This window comes from Amycolatopsis ponsaeliensis (genome assembly GCF_030182635.1).
In the GTDB taxonomy this organism is placed as follows: domain Bacteria; phylum Actinomycetota; class Actinomycetes; order Mycobacteriales; family Pseudonocardiaceae; genus Amycolatopsis; species Amycolatopsis ponsaeliensis.
The window spans coordinates 119,167-133,544 of record NZ_JAPZLD010000012.1 but is presented as its reverse complement, the minus strand read 5'-3'; the positions used below and the strand labels follow the sequence as shown (position 1 = coordinate 133,544).

The 14,378-nt window shown below is 71.0% G+C and carries 14 protein-coding genes; 10 read left to right on the top strand and 4 right to left on the bottom strand.

Annotated features, from left to right (window positions below; genetic code table 11):
- Positions 1 to 28 precede the first annotated feature (28 nt).
- Positions 29 to 322 carry an iron-sulfur cluster biosynthesis family protein gene (locus QQ657_RS19760; protein WP_284743642.1) on the top strand — a complete coding sequence of 98 codons (294 nt, stop codon included), beginning with the start codon at positions 29 to 31 and terminating at the stop codon, positions 320 to 322.
- Between the two features lie 57 nt (positions 323 to 379).
- On the opposite strand, the gene QQ657_RS19755 is transcribed toward QQ657_RS19760, so the two are convergent.
- From QQ657_RS19755 to QQ657_RS19740, 4 genes are all read right to left on the bottom strand, one after another.
- Positions 380 to 1,495: a glycerate kinase gene (locus QQ657_RS19755; RefSeq protein WP_284743641.1), complete on the bottom strand. Its 1,116-nt coding sequence runs from the start codon at positions 1,493 to 1,495 to the stop codon at positions 380 to 382.
- Positions 1,492 to 2,424 (bottom strand): 2-hydroxyacid dehydrogenase, encoded by a 933-nt coding sequence (locus tag QQ657_RS19750; RefSeq protein ID WP_284743640.1) that lies wholly within the window; start codon positions 2,422 to 2,424, stop codon positions 1,492 to 1,494. The genes QQ657_RS19755 and QQ657_RS19750 overlap by 4 nt, the downstream gene beginning before the upstream one ends.
- Before the next feature lie 30 nt (positions 2,425 to 2,454).
- Entirely contained in the window at positions 2,455 to 3,342 is an 888-nt protein-coding gene (locus QQ657_RS19745) for an SGNH/GDSL hydrolase family protein (protein ID WP_284743639.1), read from the bottom strand.
- A 106-nt stretch (positions 3,343 to 3,448) separates the two neighbouring features.
- On the bottom strand, positions 3,449 to 5,539 hold the full coding sequence (locus QQ657_RS19740) for an alpha-galactosidase (RefSeq protein WP_284743638.1): 2,091 nt from the start codon (positions 5,537 to 5,539) through the stop codon (positions 3,449 to 3,451).
- A gap of 76 nt (positions 5,540 to 5,615) precedes the next feature.
- Between QQ657_RS19740 and QQ657_RS19735 the strand changes: the two genes are divergently transcribed.
- The 9 genes from QQ657_RS19735 to QQ657_RS19695 all read left to right on the top strand — a co-directional run bounded on the left by QQ657_RS19735 (position 5,616) and on the right by QQ657_RS19695 (position 14,366).
- Positions 5,616 to 6,806: an ROK family protein gene (locus tag QQ657_RS19735; protein WP_284743637.1), complete on the top strand. Its 1,191-nt coding sequence runs from the start codon at positions 5,616 to 5,618 to the stop codon at positions 6,804 to 6,806.
- 18 nt (positions 6,807 to 6,824) lie between these two features.
- Positions 6,825 to 8,090, top strand: coding sequence for an ABC transporter substrate-binding protein (locus tag QQ657_RS19730; RefSeq protein WP_284743636.1), 1,266 nt, complete (start codon positions 6,825 to 6,827; stop codon positions 8,088 to 8,090).
- The gene (locus QQ657_RS19725; protein ID WP_284743635.1) at positions 8,090 to 9,046 is read left to right on the top strand and encodes a carbohydrate ABC transporter permease; all 957 of its coding nucleotides are present in this window, start codon (positions 8,090 to 8,092) and stop codon (positions 9,044 to 9,046) included. The genes QQ657_RS19730 and QQ657_RS19725 overlap by 1 nt, the downstream gene beginning before the upstream one ends.
- On the top strand, positions 9,046 to 9,879 hold the full coding sequence (locus QQ657_RS19720) for a carbohydrate ABC transporter permease (protein WP_284743634.1): 834 nt from the start codon (positions 9,046 to 9,048) through the stop codon (positions 9,877 to 9,879). The genes QQ657_RS19725 and QQ657_RS19720 overlap by 1 nt, the downstream gene beginning before the upstream one ends.
- 87 nt (positions 9,880 to 9,966) lie before the next feature.
- Positions 9,967 to 11,220, top strand: a complete 1,254-nt coding sequence (locus QQ657_RS19715) for a glycoside hydrolase family 27 protein (RefSeq protein ID WP_284743633.1) — start codon at positions 9,967 to 9,969, stop codon at positions 11,218 to 11,220.
- Positions 11,221 to 11,387: 167 nt separating this feature from the next.
- Positions 11,388 to 12,197, top strand: coding sequence for a CoA transferase subunit A (locus QQ657_RS19710; RefSeq protein ID WP_284743632.1), 810 nt, complete (start codon positions 11,388 to 11,390; stop codon positions 12,195 to 12,197).
- Entirely contained in the window at positions 12,194 to 12,439 is a 246-nt protein-coding gene (locus QQ657_RS19705; protein WP_284743631.1) for a hypothetical protein, read from the top strand. Before QQ657_RS19710 ends, QQ657_RS19705 begins: the two co-directional genes overlap by 4 nt.
- Positions 12,436 to 13,188 carry a CoA-transferase subunit beta gene (locus tag QQ657_RS19700; RefSeq protein ID WP_284743630.1) on the top strand — a complete coding sequence of 251 codons (753 nt, stop codon included), beginning with the start codon at positions 12,436 to 12,438 and terminating at the stop codon, positions 13,186 to 13,188. Before QQ657_RS19705 ends, QQ657_RS19700 begins: the two co-directional genes overlap by 4 nt.
- Entirely contained in the window at positions 13,185 to 14,366 is a 1,182-nt protein-coding gene (locus QQ657_RS19695; protein WP_284743629.1) for a thiolase family protein, read from the top strand. Before QQ657_RS19700 ends, QQ657_RS19695 begins: the two co-directional genes overlap by 4 nt.
- Positions 14,367 to 14,378 lie beyond the last annotated feature (12 nt).

The window sequence follows — 14,378 nt, the reverse complement described above, 5'->3', positions numbered from 1 at the left end:
TCCGACCGCGACGAAGGGAAGGCCGAAGATGCTGACCGTGACCGAAGCCGCCGCCGAGGCGATCACCGCACTGACCAGTCAGGGGGAGGGCGACGCCGGGCTCCGCCTGGCTGTCCAGAACGCCGACGGCGAAAGCGCCCAGCTGGCGCTGTCCGTCGCCCCCGAACCCGCGGCGGGCGACAGCGTGCTGGGTGCCGAGGAAGGCCCGAAGGTCTTCCTGGAACCGCAGGCCGCGGCGTTGCTCGACGACAAGGTGCTCGACGTCCAGGAGGACGAAGCCGGCGGAGTCGCCTTCGCCGTGCTGCCGCAGCACACGAGCTGACCACGGCGGACGGGCCCTCCGCAGCGTCGCGGGGAGGCCCGTTCGCCGGGCGGTTCGCTAGCGGGCCGCCCAGTCGCGGACCAGTTCCGCTGCACGCGCCCGCAGCAGTTCCGCCGCATTCGCCTGCGCATGCTCCACCGACGGCGCGTGGTCGATCAACGCGCTGCTCCCCACCACGCCCAGCCGCGCCAACCCGGCGGCATCGAGCCGGATCCGCCCGGCCAGCGCCAGCAGCGGTATCCCCCGCGCCCGGTCCGCGATCCCGGCCGGCGCCTTGCCGTTCAGGCTCTGCTCGTCGAGCGAACCCTCCCCGGTGATGACCAGGTCCGCGCCCACCAGAGCGTTGTCGACCCCGGTCAGCCCCGCGATGAGGTCGAACCCGGATTCGACGATCCCGCCCAGCGCGATCGCGCCCGCCGCGACCCCGCCACCGGCGCCCGCACCCGGAATCCGGGAGACGTCCGGAGCGCCACCCACCTGGAGAGCGTGCGCCCACCGGCCCAGCGCCTCGTCGAGCAGCTTGACCTCCGAAGGCCCCGCGCCCTTCTGCGGCCCGAACACGGCGGCGGCGCCTTCCGGGCCCAGCAACGGGTTCGTGACGTCGGTGGCGACGGCGACGCTCACCCCGGCGAGGCGTTCCCGGACCGGCGTCAACTCCGTCGACGCCACCCGCGACAGCGTCGCGCCGCCCAGGCCGACCGGCGCGCCGAACGCGTCCAGCACGCCGCCGCCGAGCGCGCCGAGCATCCCGGCCCCGCCGTCGGTGCTGGCCGTGCCGCCGACCGTCAGGACGAGCCGGCGAGCGCCGTGGATCAGCGCGTCCGCGAGCAGCTCCCCGACGCCCCAGGTGTGCGCGCCCAGCGCGGTTTCCGGGCTGGGCTCGACGAATTCGATCCCGCACGCGCGCGCCGACTCGATGTACGCCGTGCCGTCCAGCACCGCATAAGAAGCCTGGACCGGGTCTTCGAGCGGCCCGCGGACGGTCAGCCGGACGATCCGCGCGCCCGCCGCTTCGAGGACGTCGAGAGTGCCTTCGCCGCCGTCGGCGACCGGGCAGGTGACGATTTCGGCGTCCGGTAAGGCATCTCGCACGCCGAGCGCGATGGCCTCCGCGGCCTCGACCGCGGTGAGACTGCCCTTGAACTTGTCGGGCGCGATGACGATCCGGGTCATGGCTTCACCTCCGTCAGCGGGGGACGCCCGGCGAGCACCGCCGCGACGTTGCGGGCCGCCAGCACGGCCATCGCCGTGCGCGTCTCGACCGTGGCGGACCCGAGGTGCGGGCTCAGCACGACGTCGTCGCGGCCGAGCAGCCGCGGTTCGACGTCGGGCTCCTTCTCGAACACGTCCAGCGCGGCGCCGGCGATCTCCCCGGCTTCGAGGGCGTCGGCCAGCGCGGCTTCGTCGACGACCGGGCCGCGCGTCGTGTTCACCAGGTACGCACCGGGTTTCATGGCGCGCAACGCGGCCGCGTCGATGAGGTGGCGCGTCTCCGGGGTCAGCGGGCAGTGCAGCGAGACGACGTCCGAGCGCGCCAGGAGCTCTTCGAAGGAAACGGACCCCGCTTTCGACCGTCCCGAGTGGACGATCGACATGCCGAACGCCTCGGCCCGCTTCGCCACCGCCCGGCCGATCTGGCCGAACCCGACGATGCCGAGCGTCTTGCCCTGCAGGCCCGAGCCGAGCAGAAAACCGAGGTGGAACGACCACGGCGTGCGCGAGCGCAGCAGCCGTTCGCCCTCGCCGATCCGCCGGGTCACCGCGAGCAGCAGGCCGAAGGCGAGGTCCGCGGTCGCGTCGGTGAGCACGCCCGGCGTGTTCGTGACGACGACGCCGCGCCCGGCCAGCGCCGGGACGTCGACGTTGTCGTAGCCGACGGCGACGTTCGCGACCACCTTCAGCCCGGGCCCGGCGGCGTCGGCCAGCGCGCCGTCGAGCCGGTCGTGCAGCATGCCGACCACCGCGTCCGCGCCGGCGGCGAACTCGTGCAGCTCCCCGGGCGTCAGCGGGCGGTCGGCGGGCGACACCACCACGTCGCCCGCCTCGGCCAGGACCTTCACCGCGTCGTCGGGAATCCATCGGGTCACCGCGATCTTGGGCACCCCGACAGCCTAGTTCACCGCTCTGACGATTCAGCCCCGCTGGACCGCGTCGAGGACGATCTCCGACTGCGCGGCGGCCCCGGCACCGTTGGGGTGGAAGGGGAACGCGAGCAGCAGCGGGTTGCTCACCGAGATCGGGATCAGGCCCTCGGCGTAGCGGACGGTGGGCGCCTGGCACGCGTCGTGCCCGACGGTCGGGGTGTAGGTGTCGACGAGCTCGGCGTCGTTGGCCGCGGCGACCCGCGCCAGCATGGCGTTCATCTGGAGGAACTTCGCCTGCAGGTAGGCGACGTCGCCGTCGGCGATGGGGATCACCGGCCAGCACCCCTTCCCGCTCGCGGGGAGCCCGGCGAGGTAGTTCACCAGCAGGACCCGTGCCTGCGGCGAGCGCTCGTGGATCCCCTGCAACGCGCTAGCGACCTTGGGTTCGCTCGCCTTGACCGCGTTTTCCAGCTGGTCGACGCCGCCCGCGGTGAACTTCGCCTTGCACGTGCTCACCGGCAGGAGGTTGAGGCACTTCGTCACGGCCGACGCGAGCCCGATGTCGTTGCCGCCGATGCCGACGGTCACCAGGTCGGTGGTCGGGGTGAGCCGGTCGAACTGCGGCGGGTTCGTCCCGCCCAGCGGCAGCTTCTGCGGCTGCGTGAAGTCGGTCGTCGTGGCCCCGCCGCAGCTGGCGTCGCGGAACGTTTCGACGCCGAGGGCGCCGGCCACCTCGTGTGGGTAGTCCGAAGTGGACTGTGCGCAGTCGAGCGGGGTGAACTGGGTGGCGGGTGGGAGGGTGACGAAGACGTCGGCCGTCCAGGAGTCACCCAGGGCGACGTACTCGTGGTAACCCGTGCTCGCCGACGCCGGAGCGGCGAAGGCGAGCAAGGCGAGCGCGGGCACGACGAGCAGAGCGGACAGGCGCTTGCGCATGCTGCCTCCGTTGGCGAGCGAAGTGAAGGACTTTCACATTCGGCTCACGTCCGGTGAAAAGTCAATCCAGGTCACCCGTCCTGGTGACGCCGGTCGGCGTGGGTATTCAGACCCTGGTCAGCCGCGCCACCGCGCTCGCGTACCCGCTCCCGGGCAGGTCGACGTCGAGACCGTGGCTCAGCAGCACCGCGCCGTCGTGCACGACGCCGTCCTGGTCGCGGTAGCGCCCCGCCGGGTTCAGCCCCGCGAGCCGCGGCGGCGTGATCGGCCGCGCGAACTCCGCGGGCCGCCGCCAGAAGAAGACCACGACGTCGTTGTCCAGCACGTACTGCACCGCGGTCAGCGCCGACTTCGCCGGGTCCGCCAGCCGGTACAGCTCGCCGTGCTGCACCACCGGCCGGATTTCCTTGTACAGTGCGACGAGCGCCGCGGCCTCCTCGAGTTCCGCGTCGCTCCACTTCGGCAGGTCGCCGCCCAGGCCGAGCACGCCCGCCATCGCGACGTGGAACCGGAAGCTCAGCGGTGCCTCGCGGCCGGTGGTCGGGTTCGGGCTGTCGGTGACCCAGGCCGACATGGTGCCGGCGGGGTAGAGCTGGCCGTAGCCGTGCTGGATGGTGATCCGGTCGGCGGCGTCGGTGTTGTCGGACGCCCAGATCTCGTCGGTGCGCGCGAGGATTCCCAGGTCGGTGCGCCCGCCGCCGCCCGCGCAGCCCTGGATCCGCAACGCGGGGTGATCGGCGCGCAGCCGGTCCAAGATGGTGTGCACCGCGCGGACGTGCCCGACCCAGAGCCGTCCCGCGTCGTCGCCCGCCGCGGGCCAGCCGGCCTCGGTGAACGCGCGGTTCATGTCCCACTTGAGGTAGTCGATGCCGTGCTCGCCGACCAGCCGGTCCAGCCACTTGTGCGCCCAGTCCGCGACGTCCGCGCGCGCGAAGTTCAGCACGAGCTGGTTCCTGAGCGTGGTTCGCGAGCGGTGGGCCATGTGCAGCACCCAGTCCGGGTGGGCGCGGTAGAGATCGCTGTCCGGGTTGACCATCTCCGGCTCGACCCACAGCCCGAACTTCATCCCGTGCGCGTGGACGGCGTCGGCCAGCGGCCGCAACCCGGCCGGGAAGCGCTGCTCGTTGGCGGTCCAGTCGCCGAGCCCGGCGGTATCGCCGGTGCGGGCGCCGAACCAGCCGTCGTCCATGACGAACAGCTCGGTCCCGAGTTTCGCCGCGGCCGCCGCGAGGGACGTCTCGGTCTGCTCGTCGACGTCCCAACCGGTCGCCTCCCAGGAGTTGTAGACGATCGGCCGCAGCTCCTCGGGGTGTGGCTGGACGAACTCGCGGACGTAGGCGTGCCACCGCCGGCTCGTGCCGCCGAAGCCGTCGGCCGCGTAGAGCCCGGCGAACACCGGCGTCTCCCAGGTTTCACCGCGCAGCAGCCGCCAGCCGACGTGCTCGTGGCCGAACCCGCCGGTCCACGTGACGCGGCCGGTGTGCGTGCGCTCGACCGTGATCCGCCAGCTCCCGCTCCACGCGAGCGCGGTGCTCCAGACCTCGCCGGACGCCTCGGTCGCGTCACCCGCGTCGAGCATCACCCAGGGGTTGACCTGGTGGCTGGACACGCCGCGGCGGCTGGTCAGCGTGGTTTCGCCGACCGGCACCGGTTCGCGCAGCACGCCGTACTCGGCGCTCCACGCGCCGGAGGTCCGGGTGAGCCGCGCGCCGTCGCGCCGGGGGAGCGTCCACGACGCGGAATCCGTGCGCAGCAGGGAAATCGGGGCTTCGCCGGTGTTGCGCAACGACGTCCAGCGCTCGACGACTTCGCCGCGGGCGCGGTAGTGCAGCGAGAGTTCGAGGGGGTAGTGGCGGTCGGCGAGCCGGACGACGAGCGCGTCGTCCTCGATCGCGAAGCCGTCGTAACGCCACTCGAGGGCTGACGTCCCGTCCTCGTACCGCACGGCCAGCGCCGCGACGCCGAAGAAGGCGCCACCCTCGGCCGGCAGCTCCTGCCGCTCGTCACCCGGCTCGTCGAAGCTGCTGTCGGCCAGGTTGCGGCGCGCGGCGACCTGCGTGGCTTGGGCCAGCGTCAGCGGCGGACCCCAGTGGACGTGGCGCGGCCGGTCGTCGGCGTCGAGCCGGAAGGCGTACGAGCTCTCGGGGGTGCGCAGCAGCCAGAGCCGGTGCGCGGGGTCGTGTTCGACGAGCGACATGATCCCGAGCGTAGGCATGACCAGCCGAAAAATAAATTCTTGACGAAGTTAATTAATCCTGCCTACCCTTCCGGCCATGCCTCGCAGTGCACCGGCAAGGGCGCCGATCACCAGTCCCGCGGCAGCGACCGTGTTCACCACGGTCCTGACCGAAGGGCCGGTCTCCCGCGTCGACGTCGCCCGGCGCACCGGGCTCTCCTCCGCCGCGGTCACCAAGGCGGCCCGGCCCTTCATCGAAGCCGGTTACCTCGAAGAACTCGCCTCCGAAGGCCGCACCGGCCCCGGCGCCGGCCGGCCCGCGAACCCCCTCGCGATCCGCCCCGACCGCGAGTACTTCGTCGGCGTCAAGATCACCGGCGACGACCTGATCGGCGTGGTCACCGACCTGCGCGCCGACGTCCGGGCCAGCGCCCACCATGCGCTGACCAGCCACGACACCGGCCACGTCGTCCGCGCGCTGGCCGACCTCGTCGGCGAACTGCTGGCCGGCCCGACCCCGGACGGCACCAGCAACCTCCGCGAGCGCGCCTACTGCCTCGGCGTCGCGGTGTCCGGCGACGTCGACCGCGCGTCCGGCGTGGTCCGGTACTCGCCGTTCCTCGGCTGGCGGGACGTCCCGCTGGCTTCCCTCTTGGAAGACGCCACCGGGCTCACCGTGACGCTGGAGAACGACGTCAAAGCCCTCGCCGTCGCCGAGCAGTGGTTCGGCGAAGGTGTCGGCGCGTCGTCGTTCGCGCTGGTCACCGTAGGAACGGGCATCGGCAGCGCGCTCGTGGTGAACGGCGACCTGGTCCGCGGCGCACACGGTGTCGCCGGCGAGATCGGGCACGTCCCGGTCGCCGACGGCGGACCGCCGTGCCACTGCGGTGGCCGGGGCTGCGTCGAGGCGATCGCGTCCACCGAAGCGATCCTCGTCCGCGCTCGCGAGGTCTCCGGCGAACCCACGCTGGGCATGGAAGACGCCGTGGCCCGCGCCCGGGGCGGCGACGAGCCGCTGCGCGAGGTGTTCGCCGCGGCGGGCCACGCGATCGGTCTCGGCCTGGCGGCGCTGGTCAACCTGTTCGGCCCGGAACGGGTGGTCGTCTCCGGGGAAGGCGTCGCCACCTACGACCTGTTCGAGGACCAGATCCGCCGGACCTTCGCGGTCCAGGCGTTCGGCAGCGCCGCCCGCTGCGGCCTGGTGATCCGGCCGCTGCCGTTCGAGGAGTGGGCACGGGGCGCGGCCGCCGTCGCCATCCAAAGTCTTTTCGTCGCCGAGAGCGTCTAAGGAGTCCCTGTGAGCCCCATGAATCGTCGAAGCTTCCTGGTCGGTTCCGTGTTGTTCGCCGGGGGAGCGGCCCTCGCGGGCTGCACCTCGGACCCGCTGAACAAGAACGCGGGCGCCGCAACGGGTGCCAAGGTCACGCTGCAGCAGTGGTACCACGCGTACGGCGAATCCGGGACGCAGCAGGCCGTCCAGCGCTACGCGCAGGAGTTCACCAAGGCCAACCCGGACATCGCGATCAACGTCAGCTGGATCGCCGGCGACTACGAGACCAAGCTCAACTCGGCGATGCTCACCGCGCAGGCGCCCGACCTGTTCGAGCTGGGCGACTTCCGGTACCAGAACGTCAAGAACGGCCTGCTCGCGCCGCTCGACGACATCATCACGCCCGCCAAGGCCGACTTCAGCCCGGCCGCGCTCGACACCGTGACCGTCGACGGCAAGGTCTACGGCGTCAAGATGATCGACGACGTCATGATGCTGTACTACCGCAAGTCCGCGCTGCAGGCCGCGGGCGTGCAGCCGCCGCAGACGTTCGCCGAGCTGCTCGACGCGACCCGGAAGCTGAACAGCGGCAAGCAGAAGGGCCTTTACGTCGGCACCGACGGCGTCGGCGAGGCCGCGACGCTCCTGCTCTGGTCGTCCGGCGGCGACTTCTTCGACAGCAGCGGCAAGAAGGTCGCCTTCGCCTCGCCCGAGGCCGTCGCCGCGATCGCCGGGCTCAAGCAGCTGCACGACACCGGCGGCCTGCTCCAGGGCTACCCGACCGACTGGTCCGACCCCGGCGCGTTTGCCAATGGCGCCACGGCGATGCAGTGGGGCGGCCTGTGGTCGCTGCCCGACATCAAGAAGGCGCTCGGTGACGACTTCGGCGTCGTCGCGTGGCCGAAGTTCGGGGACGCCGGCAAGCAGGTCGCGCGGGTCGGTGGCTGGTACCAGCTGGCCAACGCGAAGTCCCAGAACCTGGACGCGGTCAAGAAGTTCATCGACTGGCTGTGGATCAAGAACGCCGACCTGCAGAAGGACTGGTGCGTCAAGTACGGCTTCCACATCCCGGCGCGCAAGCCGGTCGCCGCGCAGACGACCGAGTTCTCGAGCGGTCCGGCGAAGGACGCCGTGACGATCTCGCAGCAGAACGGCAAGTCGTACTCGGGGCTGTGGAACAAGGCGTCGGCGACGCTGTTCCTGCAGGCCGCGACGAAGATCGCGAACGGGGCGGACCCGGCCGCCGAACTCGGCGACGCGGCGAAGAAGGCCCAGGCCGAAGTCGACAAGCAGCTGGCCTGATGACGGCCGTGATGGAGGAGGCTCCGCCGGTCACGGTGGCGGCGAAGAAGCGCCGCCGGCGTCGTGACTGGCGGGCGATCGGCGCGTTCGCGGTGCTGACCGGGCCCGTGGTGATCGGGCTGGGGCTGTTCAAGTACGTCGCGATCGCGTGGAGCTTCCTGCTCAGCTTCAACGACGCCCGCGGCACCATCAGCATCGGCCACTGGATCGGCTTCGACAACTACGCGTTCCTGCTCGGCGACGACGCCTTCCTGACGTCTCTGTCGACGATCGCGCTCTTCACCGTGTTCATCGTGCCGATCACGTTCGTCGCGTCGCTCGGCCTCGCGGTGCTGATCAACAGCATCAAGCGCGGCAAGGCGTTCTTCCGGACGATCTTCCTCATCCCGGCGGCGGTGTCGTACGTCGTCGCGGCGCTGGTGTGGAAGATGGCGCTGTTCAACGGCCTGCCCTCCGGCGTCGCGAACGTCCTCGGCGGGCTGTTCGGCGCGGACCCGGTGCCGTGGCTGTCGGAGACGAGCCCGCCGGTGTACTGGGTCGCGGTGGTGACGCTGCGGCTGTGGCTGCAGGTCGGGCTGTACATGATCCTGTTCCTGGCCGGGCTGCAGGCGATCTCGCCGTCGCTGTACGAGGCGGGCGAGCTGGACGGCACGACGAAGTGGCAGGCCTTCCGCTACATCACGCTGCCGCAGCTGCGGAACACGTCGGTGGCGGTGCTGCTGCTCATCCTCATCGCGGCGTTCCAGGCGTTCGACGAGTTCTACAACCTGTTCGGCACCGGGCTTTCGGGCACGGCGACCGCGCCGGTGAAGCCGCCGCTGGTCTACCTCTACGACTCCGCGCTCGGCGACCAGAACTACGGCGTCGGCTCGGCGGGGGCGTTCCTGCTGACCGTGCTCATCGTCGTGATCACGCTGCTGCAGGGCCGGTTCGTCGGCTTCGGGAAGAAGGACTGATGGCCGTCATCGCGGTGCCGCGGAAGGCGCCGAAGTACGTCCTCGCGTCGGTCCTCGCGGTGATCTTCCTGCTGCCCTTCTACATCATGCTGCGCAACGCGCTCATGACGCGCCAGCAGGTCAGCTCGCCGGACTGGTCGTGGCTGCCGGACCCGCTGTCGTGGGTCAACTTCGGCGACCTGTTCGCCGACGCGTCGGTGCCGATGGCGCACTCGCTCTGGAACTCGTTCCTGGTCGCGATCGTCACGGCGCCGGTCGGCACGCTGTTCGGTTCGATGGCGGGGTACGCGCTCGCCCGGATCAACGTCCCGGGACGTCGCGCGGTGTTCACGTACGTGCTGGTCACGCTCATGATCCCGCAGTCGGTGACGTTCGTGCCGACGTTCGTGGTCGTCGGTTCGATGGGCGGGGTCAACACGGAGTGGGGGATCATCGCGCCGAACCTGTTCAGCGCGTTCACCGTGATCCTGTTCCGCAACTTCTACCTGCGGTTTCCCCTTGAGCTCGAGGAAGCGGGCCGGCTCGACGGGCTCGGCTACCTCGGCGTCTACCGGCGTCTCGTCCTGCCGAACTCCGGAAGCATGATCGCGTCACTCGGGGCGCTGATGTTCATCGAAAGCTGGAACGCGTTCCTGTGGCCGCTGGTGATCGGGCAGGACCCGTCGTCGTGGACCGCCCAGATCGCGCTCTCGACGTTCCTGACCGCGCAGTCGGTCAACCTGCCGGCGCTGTTCGCCGGCGCGCTCGTCACCATCGCGCCGCTGGTCGCGATGTTCCTGGTCGCCCAGCGGTTCATCGTCAGCGGGATCGCGGCGAGCGGGCTCAAGGAGTAGGTCCCCCTTCCCCTTTATCCGAGGAGTGTCTCGATGAAGCGCCTCCTTTCCGTTTGCCTTGCCGTGCTCGGTTTTCTGTCTTTCTTGGTGCCCGTCGCCGACGCGCGGACGCCGTTCGTCAAGCCGTTCATGGGCTGGAGCAGCTGGAGCCTCGAGTCGTCGACCCGCGCGGGTTACGGCACTTCGTGGCTGAACGAGTCGCACGTCCGCGACGCGGCTTCGGCCATGGCTTCGAAGCTCAAGCCGGCCGGCTACACCAACGTCAACATCGACTCCGGCTGGAACGCGGACCTGTCGTGGGTGTTCCACACCGACGTCAACGGGATCCCGACGCCGGATCCGGGCCGCTTCCCGTCCGGGATTCCCGCGTTGGCTTCCTACGTCCACGGGCTCGGGCTGAAGCTCGGCCTGTACGCGGTGACGGGCCTCGAAAAGGAGGTCTACGACAAGAACGCGCCCATCTTCGGGACCTCGTGCCACGCGCAGGACATCGCCTACCGGCCGCTGACGCCGTCCAACGGCTGGGGCGGCAACTGGAAGGTCGACTTCGGGAACCCGTGCGCGCAGAGGTACTACGACTCGATCGTGGCCCGGTTCGCGTCGTGGGGCGTCGACTTCATCAAGGTCGACGGGACGACGGCCGACAACGTCCCCGACATCAAGGCGTGGTCTGCCGCCATCGACCGTTCGCGGCGGCCGATGTGGCTGACGGCGAGCGCGTGGCCGGTGCCGCGGTCCATCGGGCCGTCTCTCGCTCCTTACGCCAACGGCGTGCGGATCGACACGGACGTCGAGTGCTACTGCGACACCGTGTCCACCTGGGACAGCTCGGTGAAGGCGCGGTGGGCGGACCTGCCCGGCTGGCAGGGCGTGTTCGGGCCGCAGTACCGGCCCGACCTGGACTCCATGCCGATCAGCAACAACACGGGGTCCGGCATCCAGGACGGGATCTCCGACGTCGAGCGGCAGAGCGTGATGACGTTCTGGTCGATGGCGTCCTCGCCGCTGTACGTCGGGGGAGACATCTACTTCCTGGACGCTTCCGCGGTGTCGATCCTGACGAACCCCGAGGTCATCCGCGTCGACCAGTCGGGGACGTACGCGACTCAGGTGACCGGCGGGAACCTCCAGGTGTGGAAGAAGCGCGCGCCGGACGGCACGACGTACGCGGCCGTCTACAACCTGGGCTCCACACCCGCGGACATCACGGTGGACCTCGGCGTGCCGGGGGCGCGGCCGGTGCGTGACCTCGTCGCGCGGAAGGACCTCGGGCGGTTCCGGGGCTCGTGGACGGCGTCTTCGGTGCCGCCGCACGGCTCCCGGCTGGTCCGGATCGGCTGACGTTCTCTTCCGAAGGGGACTTTCCTCGCTGCTCACGCGAGGAAAGTCCCCTTCGTCGCGCCTGCGTCATCCATTGGGTGGAAGACGTCTGGTCGGCGGCCCGCGGGGCGTGCTATGTTCGGTTGCAGAACGAGTGTGCGTCATGCGAACGGATGCGGGAGAGTGGGATGGCGGAGCTGCTGTCACTGGAAGAGGCCGTCGGCCGGCTGGTGCACGACGGCGACACCGTCGCGCTCGAGGGCTTCACGCACCTCATCCCGGTCGCGGCCGGGCAGGAGATCATCCGGCAGGGTCGCCGGGGGCTCACGCTGGTGCGGATGACCCCGGACATCGTGTACGACCAGCTGATCGGCGCGGGCTGCGCGAGCAAGCTGATCTTCTCGTGGGGCGGCAACCCCGGCGTGGGCTCGCTGCACCGCTTCCGCGACGCCGTCCAGCACGACTGGCCGGTGCCGCTGGAGATCGAGGAGCACAGTCACGCGGGCATGGCGAACCGCTACGTCGCCGGCGCGTCCGGGCTGCCGTTCGCAGTGCTGCGCGGCTACACGGGCACGGACCTGCCGGCGCAGACGGAGACCATCAAGCCGATCACGTGCCCGTTCACCGGCGAGCGGCTCACGGCGGTCCCGGCGCTGAACCCGGACGTCACGATCGTCCACGCCCAGCGCGCCGACCGCGCCGGCAACGTCCAGATGTGGGGCATCACCGGCGTCCAGAAGGAAGCGGTCCTGGCGGCGAAGCGCTCTCTGGTGACGGTGGAGGAGATCGTCGACGAGCTGGAGCCCAAGGTGGGCGCGGTGATCCTCCCGTCCTGGGTGGTCACAGCGGTGGCCGAGGTTCCCGGCGGCGCAAAGCCGTCGTACGCGGCCGGGTACTACGAGCGCGACAACTCGGCGTACCAGGCGTGGGACGAGGTGGGCCGCGACCGCGAGGAGTTCACGAAGTGGCTGAACGAGCTGACCGGGGTGAAGGCATGACCCCCACCAGTCGCCGCCGGCACGCACCCGGGGTGGTCGCTGCCTCCTTCCCCGAGGCAGCGCCCACCGGCCGGGCTCGCGCCGGCACCGACTTGCCCTTGTGGTCGTTTGCTCTCACCCCGGCCCGCACCACCCCGGTCGGGGTGCCTGGCCGGGTCTCCTCCCCCGAGGCAGCGCCCACCAGCCAGGCCCGCGTCCACCCCACCGGCACGACCCGCAAGACCGCGGAGGCGAAGGCATGAGCACCGACTACACGGCCGACGAGATGATGAGCATCGCGGCGGCCCGTGCCCTCGGCGACGGCATGTCCTGCTTCGTCGGCATCGGCCTCCCGAGCAAGGCGGCGAACCTCGCCCGCCGCGCGCACGCCCCCAACCTCACCCTGATCTACGAATCCGGCTGCCTGGGCGCGAAGCCGTCCCGCCTCCCGCTGTCCATCGGTGACGGCGAGCTGGCCGACACCGCCGACGCGGTGGTCAGCGTCCCGGAAGTGTTCAACTACTGGCTCCAGCCGGGCCGCATCGACGTCGGTTTCCTCGGCGCCGCCCAGCTCGACAAGTTCGGCAACATCAACACGACCGTGATCGGCTCGGACTACCACGACCCGAAGGTCCGCCTCCCGGGCGCGGGCGGCGCCCCGGAGATCGCGGCGTCGTGCGGCGAGGTGTTCATCGTGCTGCGCCAGAGCCCCCGCGCGTTCGTCGAGAAGGTCGACTTCGTGACGTCGTTCGGCCACGGCGCCGGCAAGGGCGACCGCGAGAAGCTCGGCCTCCCCGGCCAGGGCCCGACGCTCATCGTGACGGACCTCGGCCTGATGCGCCCCGACGCGGAGACCGCCGAGCTGACCCTCACCGAGCTGCACCCGGGCGTGGAGCTGGACCGGGCGATCAAGGCGACGGGGTGGAAACTGAAGGTCGCGGAAGACCTGAAGACCACCCCCGCCCCGACGGAGCAGGAGCTCACCCTCCTGCGAGAGCTGGAGAAGGCATGACCGACGTCTACGTCCTCGACGCGATCCGCACCCCGTTCGGCCGCTACGGCGGCGCACTGGCGGGTGTCCGCCCGGACGACCTGGCCGCGGGCGTCCTCAAGGCCCTCGTGGCGCGCAACGACCTCGATCCGTCCACAGTGGACGAGGTGACCCTCGGCGACGCGAACGGCGCGGGCGAGGACAACCGCAACGTCGCCCGCATGGCCGCCCTCCTGGCGGGCTGGCCCACGAGCGTCCCCGGCAACACCGTCAACCGCCTGTGCGGCTCCGGCCTCGACGCGGTGATGCAGGCCAGCCGCGCGATCCAGGTCGGTGACGCTTCGCTGGCGGTCGCCGGCGGTGTCGAGTCGATGACCCGCTCGCCGCTGGTCATGCCGAAGCCGGAGAAGGCGTTCCCCGCCGGCAACCAGACCCTCTACAACACCGCGCTCGGCTGGCGCATGGTCAACCCGGAGATGCCGTCTCAGTGGACGATCTCCCTCGGCGAGTCCACCGAGCAGCTCGCCGAGCGTTACGGCATCGGCCGCGACGAGCAGGACGCCTTCGCCGCCCGAAGCCACGTCAACGCCGCGAAGGCGTGGGACGAAGGCTTCTACGACGACTTGGTCGTCCCGGTCGAAGGCGTGGACCTGGCCCGCGACGAGGGCATCCGCCCGGACTCCAGCGCCGTGAAGCTGGCCAAGCTGAAGCCGGTCTTCCGCAAGGAGAACGGCACCGTCACGGCGGGCAACGCCTCCCCGCTGAACGACGGCGCGTCGGCGCTCCTGCTCGGAGACGAAGCGAGCGCGAGCCGGCTCAACGCGACCCCGCTGGCCCGGATCGCCGGGCGCGGCGCGGCGGGCGTCGACCCGGACGTCTTCGGCATCGGCCCGGTGCGCGCGGCGGAGATCGCCCTCGAGCGCGCCGGCATCGGCTGGGACGACCTGGTGGCGGTCGAGCTCAACGAAGCGTTCGCCGCCCAGTCGCTGGCCTGCCTGCGCGACTGGAAGAAGCTCGACCCGGAGATCGTGAACACCCACGGCGGCGCGATCGCGATCGGACACCCGCTCGGCGCGTCCGGCGGCCGCATCCTCGGCACCCTGGCGCACGACCTCCACCGCCGTGGCGGAGGCTGGGGCCTGGCCGCCATCTGCATCGGCGTCGGCCAGGGCCTGGCCGTCGTCCTCGAAGGCCGGTAAAGGAGAGAAGAC